Annotated in this window: 12 protein-coding genes; 6 read left to right on the forward strand and 6 right to left on the reverse strand. The window is 67.2% G+C overall.

Going from position 1 to position 15157, the window contains the following annotated elements; genetic code table 11:
- Window positions 1-187: 187 nt before the first annotated feature.
- The 4 genes from DFO63_RS15305 to DFO63_RS15320 are packed head-to-tail and all read right to left on the reverse strand — an operon-like array spanning window position 188 to window position 3677.
- Window positions 188-790 carry a response regulator transcription factor gene (locus tag DFO63_RS15305; protein ID WP_014035676.1) on the reverse strand — a complete coding sequence of 201 codons (603 nt, stop codon included), beginning with the start codon at window positions 788-790 and terminating at the stop codon, window positions 188-190.
- Window positions 787-2001: a sensor histidine kinase gene (locus DFO63_RS15310; RefSeq protein ID WP_049444565.1), complete on the reverse strand. Its 1215-nt coding sequence runs from the start codon at window positions 1999-2001 to the stop codon at window positions 787-789. The genes DFO63_RS15305 and DFO63_RS15310 overlap by 4 nt, the downstream gene beginning before the upstream one ends.
- 6 nt (window positions 2002-2007) lie before the next feature.
- Window positions 2008-2784, reverse strand: a complete 777-nt coding sequence (locus DFO63_RS15315; RefSeq protein ID WP_119007292.1) for an ABC transporter permease — start codon at window positions 2782-2784, stop codon at window positions 2008-2010.
- Window positions 2781-3677, reverse strand: coding sequence for an ABC transporter ATP-binding protein (locus tag DFO63_RS15320; RefSeq protein WP_049444561.1), 897 nt, complete (start codon window positions 3675-3677; stop codon window positions 2781-2783). Before DFO63_RS15320 ends, DFO63_RS15315 begins: the two co-directional genes overlap by 4 nt.
- 202 nt (window positions 3678-3879) lie before the next feature.
- Between DFO63_RS15320 and DFO63_RS15325 the strand changes: the two genes are divergently transcribed.
- From DFO63_RS15325 to DFO63_RS15345, 5 genes are all read left to right on the forward strand, one after another.
- The gene (locus tag DFO63_RS15325; RefSeq protein ID WP_119007293.1) at window positions 3880-5127 is read left to right on the forward strand and encodes an efflux RND transporter periplasmic adaptor subunit; all 1248 of its coding nucleotides are present in this window, start codon (window positions 3880-3882) and stop codon (window positions 5125-5127) included.
- Window positions 5128-5229: 102 nt separating this feature from the next.
- Entirely contained in the window at window positions 5230-5919 is a 690-nt protein-coding gene (locus tag DFO63_RS15330; protein ID WP_004137569.1) for an ABC transporter ATP-binding protein, read from the forward strand.
- Between the two features lie 14 nt (window positions 5920-5933).
- Window positions 5934-7091: an ABC transporter permease gene (locus DFO63_RS15335; RefSeq protein ID WP_014035671.1), complete on the forward strand. Its 1158-nt coding sequence runs from the start codon at window positions 5934-5936 to the stop codon at window positions 7089-7091.
- A gap of 13 nt (window positions 7092-7104) precedes the next feature.
- Window positions 7105-8427: an ABC transporter permease gene (locus DFO63_RS15340; protein WP_119007294.1), complete on the forward strand. Its 1323-nt coding sequence runs from the start codon at window positions 7105-7107 to the stop codon at window positions 8425-8427.
- A gap of 379 nt (window positions 8428-8806) precedes the next feature.
- Entirely contained in the window at window positions 8807-11632 is a 2826-nt protein-coding gene (locus DFO63_RS15345) for a TonB-dependent receptor (RefSeq protein WP_119007295.1), read from the forward strand.
- Between the two features lie 159 nt (window positions 11633-11791).
- On the opposite strand, the gene rarD is transcribed toward DFO63_RS15345, so the two are convergent.
- Both rarD and yedA read right to left on the reverse strand, forming a co-directional pair.
- Complete coding sequence (gene rarD / locus DFO63_RS15350) at window positions 11792-12691, reverse strand: EamA family transporter RarD (protein ID WP_014035667.1); 900 nt, start codon at window positions 12689-12691, stop codon at window positions 11792-11794.
- Window positions 12688-13593 carry a drug/metabolite exporter YedA gene (gene yedA, locus DFO63_RS15355; protein ID WP_119007296.1) on the reverse strand — a complete coding sequence of 302 codons (906 nt, stop codon included), beginning with the start codon at window positions 13591-13593 and terminating at the stop codon, window positions 12688-12690. Before yedA ends, rarD begins: the two co-directional genes overlap by 4 nt.
- 223 nt (window positions 13594-13816) lie before the next feature.
- Between yedA and DFO63_RS15360 the strand changes: the two genes are divergently transcribed.
- Window positions 13817-15151 carry an MFS transporter gene (locus tag DFO63_RS15360; RefSeq protein ID WP_010486964.1) on the forward strand — a complete coding sequence of 445 codons (1335 nt, stop codon included), beginning with the start codon at window positions 13817-13819 and terminating at the stop codon, window positions 15149-15151.
- The last annotated feature ends 6 nt before the right edge of the window (window positions 15152-15157 follow it).

Consider the following 15157-nt stretch of genomic DNA (forward strand, 5'->3'; position numbering starts at 1 on the left):
AGAAGCACAGGGCACCGGTGCGCAGCACCGGCTCGCGACCTGGCGGCGTGTTTCTTTGGTTACTTTCTTGATGGCGCACATCCATGTGCGCCACCCTACGGGCCGGCTGCGCCGTTCCACGCTGCTCCTGCAGCGCGGTGCACGAGCAAAGAAAGTGACACCTCTCCGCAGGCGCGGAAATGATCCGCTACAACCACCCCTTCTGCCGCGCCAACCGGTACGCCTCGATGCGATTGGCCACGCCCAGCTTGCCGATGCACTCGGACAGGTAATTGCGCACCGTGCCGTGCGACAGCCCCAGCTGCTCCGCGATCTCGCTGGCGGTGCGGCCCTCGCCCGCAAGCCGCAGCACGCGGCGCTCACGGTCGGTCAGCGGGTCGGCCTGCGACCACGCATCCAGTGCCAGTTGCGGGTCGATCGCGCGGATGCCCTGTTTCACCTTGCGCAGGGCGTCGGCCAGGTTCTCGGCCGGTGCATCCTTCAGCAGGTAGCCCAGCACGCCCGCCTCCAGCGCGCGGCGCAGGAAGCCGGCACGGGCGAAGGTGGTCACGATCACCACCTTGATCGGCAGTTCTTGGCGGGCGATGCGCTGCGCCAGTTCCAGACCGGACAAGCCGGGCATCTCGATGTCGGTGACCAGGATGTCCGGTTGCAGCTGCTGCAGCATCCGCCACGCGGTTTCGCCATCAGCGGCGCTGCCCAGCACCTCGATATCCGGCTCCAGGCCCAGCAGCGCCGACAGTGCGCCGCGCACCATGGCCTGGTCTTCGGCCAGCAGGATGCGGATCATGCGGCACCGTCCTGCGCCAACGACGTGGACGACAGCGGCGTGGTCGCGGCCATCAACGGCACGCGCACCGTCAGCACGGTGCCCGCCCCGCGCGGCGACTGCAGCGTCAGCTGGCCACCCAGTGCTGCGGCCCGCTCACGCATGCCGCACAGTCCATTGCCCTCGGCCTGCACGCCGCCACGGCCGTCATCGCGTATCTGCATCGCCAACTGTCGTTCCTCAAGCATGAAATCCACCTGTACCCGGGTCGCCTGCGCATGGCGCACGATGTTGGTTGCCGCCTCACGCAGCACCAGCGCCAGGCCACGTTCCACGTCCACCGGCATGGCAGGTGGCGTCGTGTACTGCAGATGTACCTGCTGGCATTCCAGCAGCAGGCGTGCCGATGCCAGCTCGCCCGCCAGGTCGCTGGCGCGGATGCCGGTCACCGCACTGCGCACCTGTGCCAGCGCTTCGCGGGCGATGTCCTCGGCCTCGCCGATCTCCTGCCGGGCGCGCGCATCACCGCGGTCGTGCAGCTTGCGCGCCAGTTCCAGCTTCAACGTGATCAGCGACAGGGTATGGCCCAGCAGGTCGTGCAGGTCGCGGCCGATACGCTCGCGCTCGGCGGTGGTCGCCAGCCGCCGTACCTCATCCTGGGACAGCTGCAGTGCGACGTCGCGCTGCTGGCTCAGGGCCTCCACGTTCACCACCAGCCCGACGATGAACGAGACCGCCGGCATCCACACCATGGCCTGCCACGGATAACCGAAGTACAGCGCGGTGCCGCAGAACAGAAGGTTCAGCCCGGTGAGCTGCAGCAGGTACTGCCACCAGCCGCCGCGGCTGCTCATGCGGATCATCACGCAGCCGAACACGAAATAGCTCAGTCCCGAGGGATACCACGGCAGCAGTACCAGGGCCATCACGATCATGCCCAGCGCATAGCGCCATGCATGGTGCCGTGGCGCCAGCATCACCTTGGCGTAGAACAGCAGGAACAGCGGATAGCTGACCAGGGTCAGCAACAGCCAGCGCAGGGTGAAGCCGTTCCCCAGCACCGGGGTGAGGAAGATCCATACCGACCACAGCAGGTGGATCGCACTGCTCCAGGGCGATTTGCCACGTCGCAGCAGCTCGGCCACCGCCGAATCCGGCGCGGGGCGCAGCAGGGAGGCAAGCCAGCTCGGCGGCATGGGAGGATCCAGGCGGGGACGATCGCTGCCGATCATGCCAGTTCAGCCGATCCGGCGCAGGCGGCGCCGTGCCAACAGCAGCGCCACCACCGTGACCGCCAGCAGCACCAGCAGGTGGCCGGCGAGACTGCCGATGGATGGCAGCCCGACCACCGGCAACGCCAGCTGTGCCAGATGCCAGGTCGGCCACAGCGGTGCCATCGTCGAGAACACCGTGGGCAACGCCGACAGCGGCAGCCACAGGCCCGACAGCAGGGCCAGCGGCAGGTAGACCAGGTTGACCATCGCTGGCGCCGCACTGGCACTGACATGGCTGCCGATCAGCAGGCCGATCGCCCCCAGCGGCAGCGCCGCCAGTCCGGCCACCGCCAGCAGCTGCAGCACCTGCAGCGCGTGCAGCTGGACGCCACCGAACACGCGCGCCACGCCGATCAACAACGACGCCACCAGTAGCGCGAACATCATCGCCATGGCCAGCCGCGCCAGCAGCGGTGCCGCCGTTGGCATCGGCAGCGCGCGCTTGAGGGTCAGCAGGCCGCCTTCGCGGTCCAGCGCCAGCTGCACGCCGAAGCCGAACAGGGCCGGGGCCATCGCACCGAACACGCAGTAGGTGGCCAGCAGGTACAGCGGTGCGTGACCGCGCCCCAGCAGCACGCCGAACAGCAGGTAGAACAACACCGGAAACAGCAGCGAGGGCACCGCGAACGCTGGCGTGCGCCAGGCGCGGCGCAGTTCGGACACCAGTTCGGCACGGTAGGGGCGCAGTACCTGCCGCCACACAGGCAGCGGTTGCCCGGCGAAGCGGATCAGGGTGTTCATGCGGCCTCCCGGGTCATGTCGAGGAAGGCGTCGGCCAGCGCCGCGCCCTGTACTTCCAGTTCGCGCAGCTGCGCATCGGCGGCCAGCAGGCGGGCCACCACCGGCTCGGCCGGGCTCGCCAGCAGCTGCAGGTGTTCGCCGTCGCGCTGCACCTCCTGCACGCCCGGCCACTGCTGCACGTCCTCAATGGGCAACCCGCTGCGGCAACGAATCCGACGCGGCCGGTCGGCCAGGCGCAGCTCGCTCAGCGGGGCATCGGCCAATACCCGGCCCTGCTCCAGCACCACCACCTGCTGTGCCAGCGCTTCAGCTTCTTCCAGATAGTGGGTGGTCAGCAGCACGCCGCAGCCTTCGGCCACCAGCTGCCGGATCGCCTGCCACATCGCCTGCCGCGCCTGGATGTCCAGGCCGGTGGTGGGCTCGTCCAGGAACAGCACGCGCGGGCGGCCGCACAGCGCGATGGCGAACTGCACCGCGCGCTGCTGCCCCCCGGACAGCTGGCCGTAGCGACGGCGCGCCAGTGCCTGCAGGCCAGCGCGCTGCAGCACCTCCTGCAGCGGCATCGGGTCGGGGTAGCAGGCGCTGGCCTGCGCCACCAGTTCGTCCACCTGCAGCATCGGTGGCAGGCTGGTGCTCTGCAGCATCACGCCCAGGCCGATACGGCTGGCGCGCTGCTGCGGGTCACCGCCGAGCAGCTCGACCTGGCCGGCATCGGCGCGACGCAGGCCCAACAGCACGCTGATCGCGGTACTCTTGCCGGCACCGTTGCGGCCCAGCAATGCCAGCACCTGGCCAGCGCGGACCTGCAGGTCGATGCCCTGCAGGGCGGTATGGTCGCGGTAGCGCACCTGGACCTGCTGCAGGCGGGCCAGCGACGGGGCGATCGGATCCATGGGCGGTACCGGTAGCGGGGACGTTGCCATCCTGTGCCGCCGTGGTCACGTTTCGCAGTTGCCGCCGTCAGTGTCATCGGGTGACAGCTGTCACTGCCGTCATCGCTGTGCCTGCCTTCATGCTGTGCCGCACGCTCCACCGCCGGAACCGCCGCCGTCCGCTCTTCCGGCCACACCCGCCCGAACGCCTGTGATGGAACGAATGAACGCTTCTGCCGAGCTGTTGAAGGAACTCCGTATCGACCGCAAGTCGCCCCCGCCGGCCTCCGGAGGCAATGGTGGTGGCCGCCGCTGGTTGTGGATCGCGATCATCGTGGTCGTGCTGCTGATCGCCGCGGCCGTGGCCTTCCTGTTCGGTCGCGCACCGGCCGTGGAGGTGGAAACCGCCCCCGCCGTGGCCATCCAGCAGGGCAGCGCCAGCAGCTCGGTGCTCGACGCCAGCGGCTATGTGGTGGCCCGTCGCATGGCCACGGTGTCGGCCAAGATCACCGGCAAGGTGCGTGAAGTGATGATCGAGGAAGGCATGCGGGTCGAGGCCGGCCAGGTGATGGCCACGCTGGACCCGATCGATGCGGACGCGCAGCGCAGCCTGTACGCCTCGCAGCTGCAGGCTGCACGCAGCCAGGTCGCCGGGCTGGAGGCCCAGCAGAAGCAGGCCGCCGCCGAAGCCAGCCGCCTGCAGGCGCTGGTCGGCCAGCAGCTGGTGTCGCGCTCGCAGTACGACCAGGCCGTGGCCCAGCGCGACAGCCTCCGTGCGCAGCTGGATACCGCACAGCGCAACGTCAAGGTTGCCCACGACCAGCTGGCCATCGCCGACCTCGGCGTGGACAACAACGTGGTGCGCGCGCCGTTCTCCGGCGTGGTCACCGCCAAGGCCGCGCAACCGGGTGAAATCGTCTCGCCGCTGTCGGCCGGCGGCGGCTTCACCCGTACCGGCATCGGCACCATCGTCGACATGGACTCGCTGGAGATCGAAGTCGAGGTCGGCGAGGCCTTCATCGGCCGCGTGCAGCCGAAGATGCCGGTGGAAGCCACGCTCAACGCCTATCCGGAATGGAAGATTCCCGGCGAGGTGATCGCCATCATCCCCACCGCCGACCGCGGCAAGGCCACGGTGAAGGTGCGCGTGGCGCTGAAGGTGAAAGACCCGCGCATCGTGCCGGAGATGGGCGTGCGGGTCAGCTTCCTGGAACAGGCGCAGCCGCAGGCGGCCGCCAAGCCGCAGGGCGTGCGCGTGCCGGCGGGCGCCGTTGTGCAGCGCGAGGGCGCCTCGGTGGCCTTCGTGCTGGGTGACGAGAGCCGCGTGCAGCAGCGCGCGGTCGAGGCCGGCCAGGCGATGGGCAAGGACCGCCAGATCCTCAAGGGCGTGAGCGCGGGTGAATCGGTGGTGGTGAACCCGCCGGACACGCTGCGTGATGGCACCAAGGTGCAACAGAAACAAGCGCAGTAACGGCCTGGCGCCCACGGGCGCCGCCGGCAGCACCGCTCGACGCACGCCTGCGGCCCCCGCCGTGGCGCTTCCCCGTTTCCCGCCTTCAGTGGAGAACCACCCATGTCGACCCTGGTTTCACTGCGCAACATCACCAAGACCTACCAGCGTGGCCCCGAGAAAGTGCAGGTGCTGCACGGCATCGACCTGGACATCGCCAGCGGCGACTTCGTCGCGCTGATGGGGCCGTCCGGCTCGGGCAAGACCACCCTGCTCAACCTGATCGGTGGCCTGGACAACCCCAGCGGCGGCGAGATCAGCATCGAAGGCGAGCGCATCGACCAGATGAGCGGCGGCCAGCTGTCGACCTGGCGCAGCCACCACGTTGGCTTCGTGTTCCAGTTCTACAACCTGATGCCGATGCTGACCGCACAGAAGAACGTGGAGCTGCCGCTGCTGCTGACCCACCTCAATGCCGCGCAGCGCCGCCGCAACGCGGAGATCGCGCTGACCCTGGTCGGCCTGGCCGACCGCCGCAGCCACCGCCCGAATGAACTGTCCGGCGGCCAGCAGCAGCGCGTGGCGATCGCGCGGGCGATCGTCTCCGACCCGACCTTCCTGATCTGCGACGAACCCACCGGCGACCTCGACCGCCAGTCCGCCGAAGAGATCCTCGGCCTGCTGCAGCAGCTCAACCGCGAGCACGGCAAGACCATCATCATGGTCACCCATGACCCGAAGGCCGCCGAGTACGCCACGCACACGGTGCACCTGGACAAGGGCGAGCTGGCCGACGCGCCGCTGGCCCACTGACGGAGGCCACGGCGATGAAATACTTCTCGTTGGTGTGGGCGCAGCTATTCCGCAGCCGAACCCGCACGTTGTTGACCCTGCTCTCCGTGGTCGCGGCGTTCCTGCTGTTCGGCATGCTCGATTCGGTGCGCGTGGCATTCACCTCCGGCGGCAGCGTGGAAGGTGCCAACCGGCTGGTCGTGGCTTCGCGGCTGTCGATCACCCAGTCGCTGCCGATCCGCCTGGAAGCCCAGGTGCGGCAGGTGGCCGGCGTGCGCGACGTGGCCTATGGCATGTGGTTCGGCGGCATCTACCAGGACCCGAAGAACTTCTTCCCGAACTTCTCGGTGTCACCCAACTACTTCGATGTCTACCGCGAGCTGCAGATCGACCCGGCACAGCTGGAAGACTGGAAGCAGACCCGCACCGGCGCCATCGTCGGCGAAACCCTGGCCAAGCAGTTCGGCTGGAAGATCGGCGACACCATCCCGCTGCAGGCAACGATCTTCCCGCGTGGCGGCAGCAACGACTGGCCGCTGGTGCTCAAGGGCATCTACCGCTCCAAGGACCGTGCATTGGCCGCCAACGAAGAACGCCAATTGATGATGAACTGGAAGTACTTCGATGAATCCAACGACTACATCAAGAACCAGGTGAGCTGGTACACGGTGACGCTGGACAACCCGGACCACTCCTCGCGGGTGGCGCAGGCGATCGACGCGATTTCGGCCAACTCGGACCACGAAACCAAGACCCAGACCGAGTCGGCGTTCCAGCAGGCCTTCGTCAAGCAGTTCGCGGATATCGGCATGATCGTCACCTCGATCATGGGCGCGGTGTTCTTCACCCTGCTGCTGTTGACCGGCAACACCATGGCGCAGGCCGTGCGCGAGCGCGTGCCGGAGCTGGCCACGTTGAAGACGCTGGGCTTCAAGGACAGCACCGTGCTGACCCTGGTGATGGTGGAGTCGGTGCTGCTGATCGGCCTGGGTGGCCTGATCGGCATGGGCCTGGCCGCCCTGATCCTGCCGGCCATCGGCCCGAAGAGCATGGGCATGCTGCCGCCGCACGTGCCGACGCCGACCTGGCTGATGGGGCTGGGCCTGATCGTGGTGATCGGCATCATCGTCGGCCTGTTGCCGGCGCTGCGTGCCAAGCGCCTGAAGATCGTCGACGCACTGGCCGGCCGCTGAGGAGAACACAGACATGTTCAAGAGCAAACTCAAGAAGTGGCTGGGCAACGGCGTGACGGTGCTGCTGCTGGTGATCGGCCTGGTGCTGTGGATCAGCCTGCCGTGGATCGGCGTGCTGGCCGTGGCCGTGCTGGTGGCACTGTGGCTGCTGCTGACCCGCGGTGGGCGACTGGCGCTGGCCGCCACCCGCATCGGCGTGGCCAGCCTCCCGCAGCGCTGGGGCGCCTCCTCGGTGATCGTGGTCGGCATCGCCGGCGTGGTCGGCGTGCTGGTGGCGATGCTGGCGATGGGCGAAGGCTTCCAGGCCACGCTCAACAACACCGGCGATGACACCACTGCCATCGTGCTGCGCGGTGGCTCGCAGGCCGAGACCAACTCGGTGATCACCCGCGAGCAGGTACCGATGCTGTCCACCCTGCCCGGCATCAGCCGCGATGCGCAGGGCCGGCCGCTGCTCTCGCCGGAGCTATCGCAGGTGGTCAACCTGGTGTCGAAGTCCGATGGCACCGACGTCAATGCGCAGTTTCGCGGCGTCGGCCCACAGGCGTGGGCGGTGCATGACAAGGTCAAGATCGTCGAGGGCCGCAAGTTCGCCACCGGCCTGCGCGAGATCGTGGTCGGCCAGGGCGCCAAGGGCCAGTTCCGCGATATGGACGTCGGCAAGACGCTGACTCTGGGCAACCAGACCTGGACCGTGGTGGGAGTGTTCGCCACCGGTGATGCGCATGATTCGGAACTGTGGACCGACGCCGATACGCTGGCCACCACCTACCAGCGCAGCGCCTGGCAGTCAATCAGCGTGCGCACCGATGGCAAGCCCGGCTTCGAGCAGTTCAAGACGGCCGTCGCCGCCGACCCGCGCCTGAAACTGGACGTGGAAACCACCCGCGTCTACTACAGCAAGCAGGGCGGCGGCCTCACCAAGCTGATCGACATCCTCGGCAAGGTGATCGGCACGATCATGGCGGTGGGTGCGGTGTTCGGCGCCCTCAACACCATGTATGCAGCGGTGGCCACGCGTGCGCGTGAGATCGCCACCATGCGTGCGATCGGCTTCCGCGGCCTGCCGGTAGTGACGGCGGTGATGCTGGAGACGATGCTTCTGGCCCTGCTCGGCGGCCTGCTGGGGTGTGCGGTGGCATGGCTGCTGTTCAATGGCTACAGCGTGTCCACCATCGGCAGCAATTTCAGCGCGGTGGTGTTCAAGTTCCACGTATCGCCGGAACTGCTGTGGACCGGCTTGAAATGGGCATTGGGCATCGGCCTGGTCGGCGGCCTGTTCCCGGCGCTGCGCGCGGCACGTTTGCCGATCACCACAGCGCTGCGCGAAACCTGAGCATCAAGCAGCGACAGACTGCGCATCACGCAGGGGGACGGAGCGAAAGCGCCGTCCCTTTTTCGTTGGCGGGGTCAGATCCCGGTGCAGTAGATCCACGCCATGCGTGGATGGATGCATGCGTACATGCGCTGCTACAGATTGCAGGAATTCCGCCGCTATCGATGCCTCTGCCCATCGCAAACGCAGCGCGCGTGACGCTGCGCACAGCGCATCTGTGGATTGTTGGTTGCGATTCATTTTCGCGCACTTCCAACGGCGTCGAGACAAACAGTTACGAATGGAAACATTCTAGAATCGCGCCCCCCACGTTGGTTTGCAGCACCCCACGCGCCCATAGAACGGGCGCTTGTTTTTACTGAAACACGAGATTTCACGGATGTCCCTGAAAACCAATCCGCTGCGCAACGCGATCGTCATCGCGCTGGCCGCCAGCTGCACCACCCCCGCCTTCGCACAGAGCGCCGGCGATACCCCGACCAACCTCGACCGCATCGAAATCACCGGCTCGCGCATCCGCCAGGCCAGTGTCGAAACCGCACAGCCGGTGGTCGCGCTCAACCGCGCCGAGATCGAGAAGAAGGGCTACGTCAACGTCGCCGACATCCTGCAGGACATTCCTGCCGCCGGTGCGCCGAGCATGAGCCGCGCGTCTTCGCTGACCTCTTCGCGCGATTTCGGCGGCATGTACGTCAGCCTGCGCAACCTGGGTCCGGAACGCAGCCTGGTGCTGATCGACGGCCGTCGCATGGGTGTCAGCGCCGGCGGTTACTCCGACCTGGCCTCGATCCCGTCGTCCATCGTCGAGCGCGTGGAAGTGCTGACCGACGGCGCCTCCGCGCTGTACGGCTCCGATGCCATCGCCGGCGTGGTCAACATCATCACCCGCAAGAATTTCGATGGTGGCGAAGCCAGCGTCTATGTCGGCCAGTACGGCCAGGGTGACGGCCAGAAGCGCGCCTACAGCGCGACCTTCGGCAAGACCTTCGAGCGCGGCTGGTTCAGCGTGGGCGCCGAGCGCACCAAGGAAGACGAGGTGCTGGGCAAGGACCGCGAGTTCAGCCGTTACACCAACGGCCCGCGCCACCCCAACGATGGCCTCAACGGCAACACCCCGTGGGGCTACGTCACCGTCGGTGGCAAGAACCTGACCGTGGGCCCGGGCGGCGACCCGAGCAAGGCCGGCAACTTCCATGCGCCGGATCCGGCCGACGGTGCCAACACCAAGTCGAACATGAGCCTGCTGACCGGCCTGGAACGCACCTCGGTGTTCGCCAACGGTGGCTTCTCGATCACCGACAACCTGCGCATCGTCGCCGACGCGCTGTACAGCAAGCGCGAGTCGACCAAGCACCTGGCCGGCTACCCGTACTCGGTCAGCGCCGCACAGGCCCGCAATGGCAGCCGTGCTGCCCTGTCCAAGGACAGCGCGTTCAACCTGTGGGGCCAGGATGCGCTGTTCGCGCACCGCACCGAGGAACTGCCGCGCGGCACCGAGAACAACCTGGAAACCAAGCGCGCCAGCATCGGCCTGGAAGGCAGCTTCGAAACCGGTTCGCGGTACTGGGACTGGAACGTCAACTACATGTACAACCGCAACGAAGGCGAGCGCATCGGTACCGGCAGCATGTACCAGCCGCACGTCAACCTGGCCGTCGGCCCGTCCTTCATGGACGGCAACGTGGCCCGCTGCGGTGCGCCGGGCGCAGTGATCGCCGGCTGCGTGCCGTGGAACCCGGCCGCCCCGATGGGTTACACCGGCCCGGGCTCGCTGAGCAACCAGGACGTGCAGGACTACCTGTTCACCCGCTTCGTCGACAAGATGCAGAGCACCACCAAGGTCGCCAGCGGCAACATCTCCGGTTCGCTGTTCACCCTGCCGGCCGGCGACATCCTGGCCGCGATGGGCTTCGAGCACCGCAGTGAAGAAGCCAGCTACACCCCGGACACGATGGTGCAGAAGGGCGAGATCGCCGGCACCAGCGGCCAGCCGACGCGTGGCAACTACTCGCTCAACGAGGTCTACCTGGAGCTGCAGGTGCCGCTGCTGGCCGACCTGCCGTTCGCCCGCGAACTGTCGCTGGACATGGCCGGTCGCTACTCGGACTACAACAACTTCGGTTCGACCACCAACAGCAAGTTCGGCCTGAAGTGGAAGCCGATCGACAGCCTGCTGGTGCGCGCCACCTACGGCACCGGCTTCCGTGCGCCGACCGTGGATGACCTGTACGGCGGCACCGTCAGCAGCCGCGACTCGTTCACCGACCCGTGCGATACCTCCTTCGGTACCGCCGCCAGCAGCCCGACCGTTGCTGCCCGTTGCCAGGCGCTGAAGGTGCCGGCCAACTTCCGCCAGCTCAACAGCGATGGCAGCGTGGCCACCAAGCCCGGCCAGCAGGCCACCACCGATTTCAGCTCGGGTTCCAACCCGAACCTGAAGCCGGAAACCGCCAAGACCTGGACCGTGGGCCTGGTCTACAGCCCGGACTTCGTGCAGGGCCTGGACGTCAGCCTGGACTGGTGGAAGATCCGCATCGACAACGCCATCGTCGGTGAGTCGGCCACCAACATCCTGGAACAGTGCTACGTGCAGGGTTCGGATGCCGCCTGCGGCCGCTTCACCCGTGGCAGCAACGGCCAGGTCAACGCGCTGGACCGCTCGCTGGTCAACGCGGGCTACCGCGAAACCGCCGGCTATGACATCAACGTGCGCTACCGCCTGCCGGACACCGCGTTCGGCAAGTTCGCCGTCAACTGGAACACCACCTACACCGACTACCTGGAGCAGCGCAACGACAGCGCCGCCACCACCCCGGTGGAACAGCGTACCGGTTGGGCGGGTGACTTCCGCGTGCGCTCCACCTTCAACCTGGATTGGCAGTACGGCGACCTCGGCATCGGCTGGACCGCGCGCTACTACTCCAGCATGAAGGAGAAGTGCTCGTACATGGACGAGTGCAACATGCCGGGCTTCAACTCGTCGTACACCAGCGCATCGCCGACCAACAAGGTGGGCTCCAACACCTTCCACGACCTGCAGGTGCGTTACAGCCTGCCGTGGGATGGCACCGTGTCGCTGGGCGTGAACAACGTGTTCAACCACCAGGGTCCGATCATGTACAGCCAGCCGAACAGCAGCTTCACCTACTACGGTGGCTTCGACATCGGCCGCTTCATGTACATGAAGTACCAGCAGCGCTTCTAAGCCTGCAACCGCGTTCCCGCCACGGCCATCCCTCTCTCCTGGCCGTGGATGGAAGCAGAACGGCGCCCCTCGGGGCGCCGTTCTTTTTTTCGGGAAGCGGGGTCGGATCCCTTCGCCCCGCGAAGGGCTCTGACCCCGTTCCATGCGACCCCGCCCCGGTCAGCGCCTCGCGGCGCGCATCGTGCGGATGTTGTCGCCGACAAACAGCACCAGGCCGGCCCAGATCGCGGCAAAGCCGATCGCCTTGGCGGTGTCGAACGCTTCGTGGAAGAAGAACACGCCCAGCAGCAGCTGCAGGCTCGGCGCGATGTACTGCAGGATGCCGACCAGCGACAGCGGAATGCGCTTCACGCCGTAGGCGAAGCCGATCAGCGGCACGGCGGTGACGGCGCCGCCGAAGATCAGCAGCAGGTCGTTGCGCCAGCCCCAACCATGGAAGAACGCACCGCCATGGCCGTTCTCGGCCCAGATCGCGAAGGCCAGCGCCGGCAGGAACAGGTACATGCTTTCCACGCCCAGGCCGGCCACCGGGTCGACCGAAACCAGCTTGCGCAGCAGGCCATACAGGCCGAACGAACAGGCCAGGCCCAGCGCGATCCACGGCGGTGTGCCGGCATCGATGGTCAGCCAGGCCACGCCCACCGCCGCCATCGCCACCGCCACCCACTGCAGCCGGCGCAGGCGTTCCTTCAGCACCAGCACGCCCAGCAGCACGTTCACCAGCGGGTTGATGAAGTAGCCCAGGCTGGTCTCGATGACATGGCCGGCGTTGACCGCCCAGATGTACAGGCCCCAGTTGAAGGCGATGGTCAGGCTCGACACCAGCAGGATCGGCAGCGCGCGCGGCTGCGCGGCGATCTTCTGCCACCAGCCCAGGCGCGAGCTGATCAGCAGCCAGCCCAGCACCAGCACGGTGCTCCAGATGATGCGGTGGGCGATGATCTGGAACGAAGGCACCTCGTTGAGCAGATGCCAGTACACCGGCACCAGGCCCCAGATCACGAAGGTGGACGCGGTGACCAGCAGGCCCCGGCGTTGTTCTTTCTCGTCCATGCTCATTTCTTTCTCGTCCTTGCCATCGTCAGCACCACCACACCCAGAAGAATCACCGCCATCGCCAGCAGGTCGCGCCAGCCGAAGCGTTCACCGTTGAGCAGTGCGCCCAGCAGCACCGCGATCACCGGATTGACGTACGCGTAGCTGCCCGCGAGCGCCGGGCGCACGTTCTGCAGCAGCCACACGTAGGCGGTGAACGCGACGATGGAGCCGAACACGCACAGGTAGGCCATCGCCAGCAGGCCGCCGGTGTCCGGCAGCGTGGTCGGGCGCTCGCCGACCGCCAGGCCGATCAGCACCAGAAGCACGCCGCCGCAGATCATCTGCCCGGCCGCGGTCATGAACGGGCCCGGCAGGTCCAGCCCGCGTGCCCACACCGAACCGAACGCCCAGCCGATCGGCGCGATCAGCAGCAGCACCAGCCCGGTCGGCGAGGCGGTCAGGCTGCTGCCGGCGTTGAGCCAGACCACGCCCAGGAAGCCGATGGCGATGCCCAGCCACTCACCGCGGCTGGCATGCTGCCCGCGCAGTGCCGAGAACAGCGCCATCCACAGCGGCACCGAGGCCACCGCCGTAGCGGCCAGGCCCGAAGACACCTCGCGCTCGGCCAGCACCACCATGCCGTTGCCCAGCACCAGCATGGTCACGCCCATCACCACCAGGTTGCGCCACTGCCGCAGGGTCGGATTTGGCATCTTCCAGAACAGCCGCAGCGCCGCGAACATCACCCCGCCGGCAATGATGAAGCGGCTGCCGGAGACCATCGTCAGCGGCAGTGCGCCGCCGTGCAGGGCCTTGGCGATGCCCAGGTAGGTCGAACCCCAGACCACGTAGACCAGCAGCAGTGCCAGCGCGACAAGGCCACCCCGGGGGGCAGCCGCAGACGAAGAAGGGGGAGCCGACATGACACACCAGGGAGCCGGGGGAAGGCGGATTCTAGGACGTTTTGAGTATGGTCCGTGACCCCAGACGGTGGCACGCTGTCATCCATCCATGCACCCTGCTCTGGTCTGCTACCCCGTGTTGACGGTCGATGCAGTACCAAGAGGGCTGCCCGGCCGCGCCGCCCCAAGGCCGGGCGCCGTTTTCCCTGCGCACGGACGCGCCGCATCGAGGATTCCCACCCAGATGAGCACCACGTCCCAACCTGCTGTCCCCGCGAACGACCGCGCCGCCCTGCGGCGGTCGATCTCCAATACCCTCAAAGGCTCCGCCGGCAACCTGGTGGAGTGGTACGACGTCTACGTGTACTCGGTGTTCGCCGTGTACTTCGAATCGCAGTTCTTCTCGCCCGACGACAAGAACTCCACGATGTACGTGTGGGCGATCTTCGCGGCGACCTTCCTGATGCGCCCGATCGGCGCCTGGTTCTTCGGCCGCTTCGCCGACCGCCATGGCCGCCGCCTGGCACTGACCGTGTCGGTCACGCTGATGGCGCTGTGTTCGTTCCTGATCGCCATCACCCCCACCGCCGCCAGCATCGGCATCTGGGCCGCGGTCATCCTGCTGTTCGCACGCCTGCTGCAGGGCTTCGCCACCGGTGGCGAATATGGTGCCAGCGCGACCTACATGTCCGAAGCCGCCATTCCCGGCCGCCGCGGCTTCCTGTCCTCCTTCCACTACGTCACCCTGGTTGGCGGCCACGTGCTGGCCCAGCTGACCCTGCTGCTGATGCTGACCTTCTGGGGCAAGCCGGAAATCTCCGAATGGGGCTGGCGCATCGCCTTCGGCATCGGCGGCATCGCCGCGGTGGTGGTGTTCTGGCTGCGCCGGGGCATGGACGAGTCGCTGTCGGAGTCGTCGATCGAGGCCGCGCGCGAGGGCAAGGCACAGAAGTCCGGTTCGATGTACGAACTGTTCGTGCACCAGTGGCGGCCGCTGCTGCTGTGCTTCCTGATCACCGCGGGCGGCACCGTGGCCTTCTACACCTACTCGGTGAACGGCCCGAAGATGATCCAGAGCGCCTTCGCCGGCAACGACCCGATGACCGGCACCCTGATCAACCTGGGCGTGCTGGCCTTCCTCATGGTGCTGCAGCCGGTCGGTGGCTGGCTGTCGGACATCATCGGCCGCAAGACCCTGCTGGTGTTCTTCGGCGTCGGCGGCGTGCTGTACAGCTGGTACCTGATCACCCAGCTGCCGCACCAGCATGACGCCACCCTGGCCTTCCTGACCCTGGCCATGGCGTTCGTCATCCTCACCGGTTACACCTCCATCAACGCGGTGGTGAAGGCCGAACTGTTCCCCACCCACGTGCGTGCACTGGGCGTGGGCCTGGGCTATGCGCTGGCCAACTCGCTGTTCGGCGGCACCGCCCCGCTGCTGTACCAGGGCGCGCTGAAGACCGGCCACGTCGACTGGTTCGCCATCTACGTGACCGCGACGATCGCGGTATCGTTGGTGGTCTATGTGTTCTTCCTCACCAACAAGGGCCCGAACTGGCTCGACGGCACCCGCAAGTAAGCGCGT

Origin of the sequence: Stenotrophomonas sp. AG209 (assembly GCF_003550055.1) — a bacterium.
Classification (GTDB): Bacteria; Pseudomonadota; Gammaproteobacteria; order Xanthomonadales; family Xanthomonadaceae; genus Stenotrophomonas.